The 2,320-nt window shown below is 54.8% G+C and carries 1 protein-coding gene and 1 pseudogene; one reads left to right on the top strand and one right to left on the bottom strand.

The window, feature by feature from the left end; genetic code table 11:
- Positions 1-315, top strand: a pseudogene (locus ABT116_RS42965) (hypothetical protein); the annotation flags it as partial.
- A 416-nt stretch (positions 316-731) separates the two neighbouring features.
- Here the strand turns inward: ABT116_RS42965 and ABT116_RS42960 are convergent.
- Positions 732-1,421 carry a hypothetical protein gene (locus ABT116_RS42960; protein ID WP_157770418.1) on the bottom strand — a complete coding sequence of 230 codons (690 nt, stop codon included), beginning with the start codon at positions 1,419-1,421 and terminating at the stop codon, positions 732-734.
- Positions 1,422-2,320 lie beyond the last annotated feature (899 nt).

The following is a 2,320-nucleotide window of genomic DNA, read 5'->3' as shown; positions in this document are numbered from 1 at the left end:
GATGACTCGGCATTCGTGGCCAGCGCGCAAGCCACCGTGGCGAAGTACGTCGAACTCGCCGGTACATCGGCCGACCCTCAAGCGTACGCCCGCCGAGTCACAGAGATGTTCGGTCCGATGGTGCTTCCCTTCGTTGTCGGCAGCACCGCGTCGTTCGACTACACAGGCTTTAACGGTCGCGCGCTCGCCGACAACGTCATGGACAATATGTTGTCTCTGCTGACCAACTCTCCGCTGGGCACCGGCATCAAGCCCGATCGCACCCAGATCTTGGCGGACTTCCCCTTCTTTTCGCTCCCAATGCCCAGCCAGTAGTAGATACGGATCCACTCACGTCGGTGTACCGCATGGCTATTCGCAGGTGATTCGGAGGTGCAAAAGCCCGTTGGGGTCCCTTCACGTCTCGCCGACGAGGGGATGCCGACTGCCGTTGCGCCGCTGACGGATCAGCGGCAACCCGCACGGATTCGAAATGCTTGTCGATCCGCGCCATTCTTGATGTTACGTGTGGGGCCAGATACGTATTCAGCCGCAAAATGGAGAGTCCGTCGTTCAGGGAAATGGATCACATCTGTAAGGATCGGCGGCTTCGAGAGGAGGGCTTGGCTTCGAGAGAGTTGGCCAGCCTCCGAGACCGTGACCCACCCCAAAGAAGTTTCCCGGGTTCGGTGAAAAACTGCTGGGCATGTATTGGCAACGACGAACCGGACACGTTGCCGGTGACGGCGTTGCTAGAAGTAGCGCTTGAGATCCTGTAGTCGGTCGAAAATGGCTGGTGGGTAGTTGCCGTGTGGTTGGCCACACTGGTTGCATACCGCAAGGGTCAGGCCATCGGAGGTGTCAAGATCTGTGTAAGGGAAAACGCTGTAGAGAAGTACGTGCTTGACAAGTGCTGCGTAAAAATCCTTGTTTATAGGATCGATATCGGAGCTCGCAATCTTGACGAATGCTTGCTTCGCGATCTCTAAAACGCCGAGTATTTCCCTGACGCCATCCTGCTGGAGAAGCCGTTCCGAGTCGTGGAGGTCGATATTCATGCTTTCAATGTCATCAATGAACTGCCGAATAGCTCGACGTCCATGTAACTGCTCAGAGCTCAACTCTTGGGTACTAATTTTCTGGTAGTTGAACTGCTTAATATTTTCGTCCATGAATGCATAGAGTTGATGTAAGTGTGTCGCGACACGTTGCCTTACCTCTTTTTCGGCATCGGCGTCCACCTGTTTTTGCGTAAGTGCGTTGGCGCGCAATTGCGCAGTCAAAGCAAGGAATAACAGAATGATTCCTGCCAATCCTGTAATGGGATTCGAAATTCCACCGATCGTGTCGCCAACCGTTCCGTATTCCTTCAAGTATTCGAAAGGAAGTACTGGGAGGAGTGACAGGGGGACGACGATCGCAAGTAGTGCTCCGATCGTCACGACGACGACGGTCGTCCGCCAGTTTCGTTGGTGGTTATTCATTAGTTCCGTCCAGTCTAGATGGATGTCGTTTTTACGGCTGCACAGACTCCCAAATCGGGTTGGAAGAGTCGAGTTAGCCGAGAGTGTCCCAATCTGGGCTGACAAAGATTATTGCGCTAAGCATCGAGGAAAATCCGCGGGCGGCACGTATTCTTTACATGGCGGTCGGGATTTTTCTGGTCATTTCGAACCTGGAGTTTGAGATAATGCGATGAAATCGCTCGTTGAGATCGACTCGCACAGAGGTATGCTTTGGTTCACCGTTATCGCCCCTGCAAACGTAATTATATACTGTAGAGCCTAGATGGCTCGCCGTTTCTTCGACACAGTCGAGCCCGCTGAGGCTGGCGGCGGCCGTACGGCAATCGTTCAGGCAAGTAGACAAATTCGCAGTCAAGGTGAATCGGTAGAAGGAAGTTGCCCCATGGCTTGACGGGCCATATCGGTCCCCTTCTTCTCGATCTGTGTTCAAGGCAATGCGGAGCTCGTTCACGCCTCCCCGTGAGTAACTATGCACGCTGTGAGGGTCTCGATCGAATTGGTGCGCTTCGGTTTCGGTCGAACTCGGGTGCCGCGCGGTTGCTGTCTTTGCAGACTCGCTCGTCTCCATACCTACGCCGCACCCTGACGGCTGTGGTCACCTATACTTGCAACGCTGGGGCTGGATCGCGCATCAGCAGTACCCCCTTATGCCGGGATGTTCAGAATCAATCAAAGCGTCAGATCCACGTGGCGGCATGTTTTTTACGTCACGCACTCGGTCAGCGTTTCAGCTGCGACGGTAGCTGGGCATCGAATCGGTCGTCATCGAAACCCGCTGAGCGCGAAGGCTCCCACCGGGAACCACGCGAAGGCTC

The sequence above is a fragment of the Streptomyces sp. NPDC002130 genome, assembly GCF_040296465.1.
In the GTDB taxonomy this organism is placed as follows: domain Bacteria; phylum Actinomycetota; class Actinomycetes; order Streptomycetales; family Streptomycetaceae; genus Streptomyces.
This window is presented reverse-complemented; position numbering and strand designations above follow the sequence as displayed.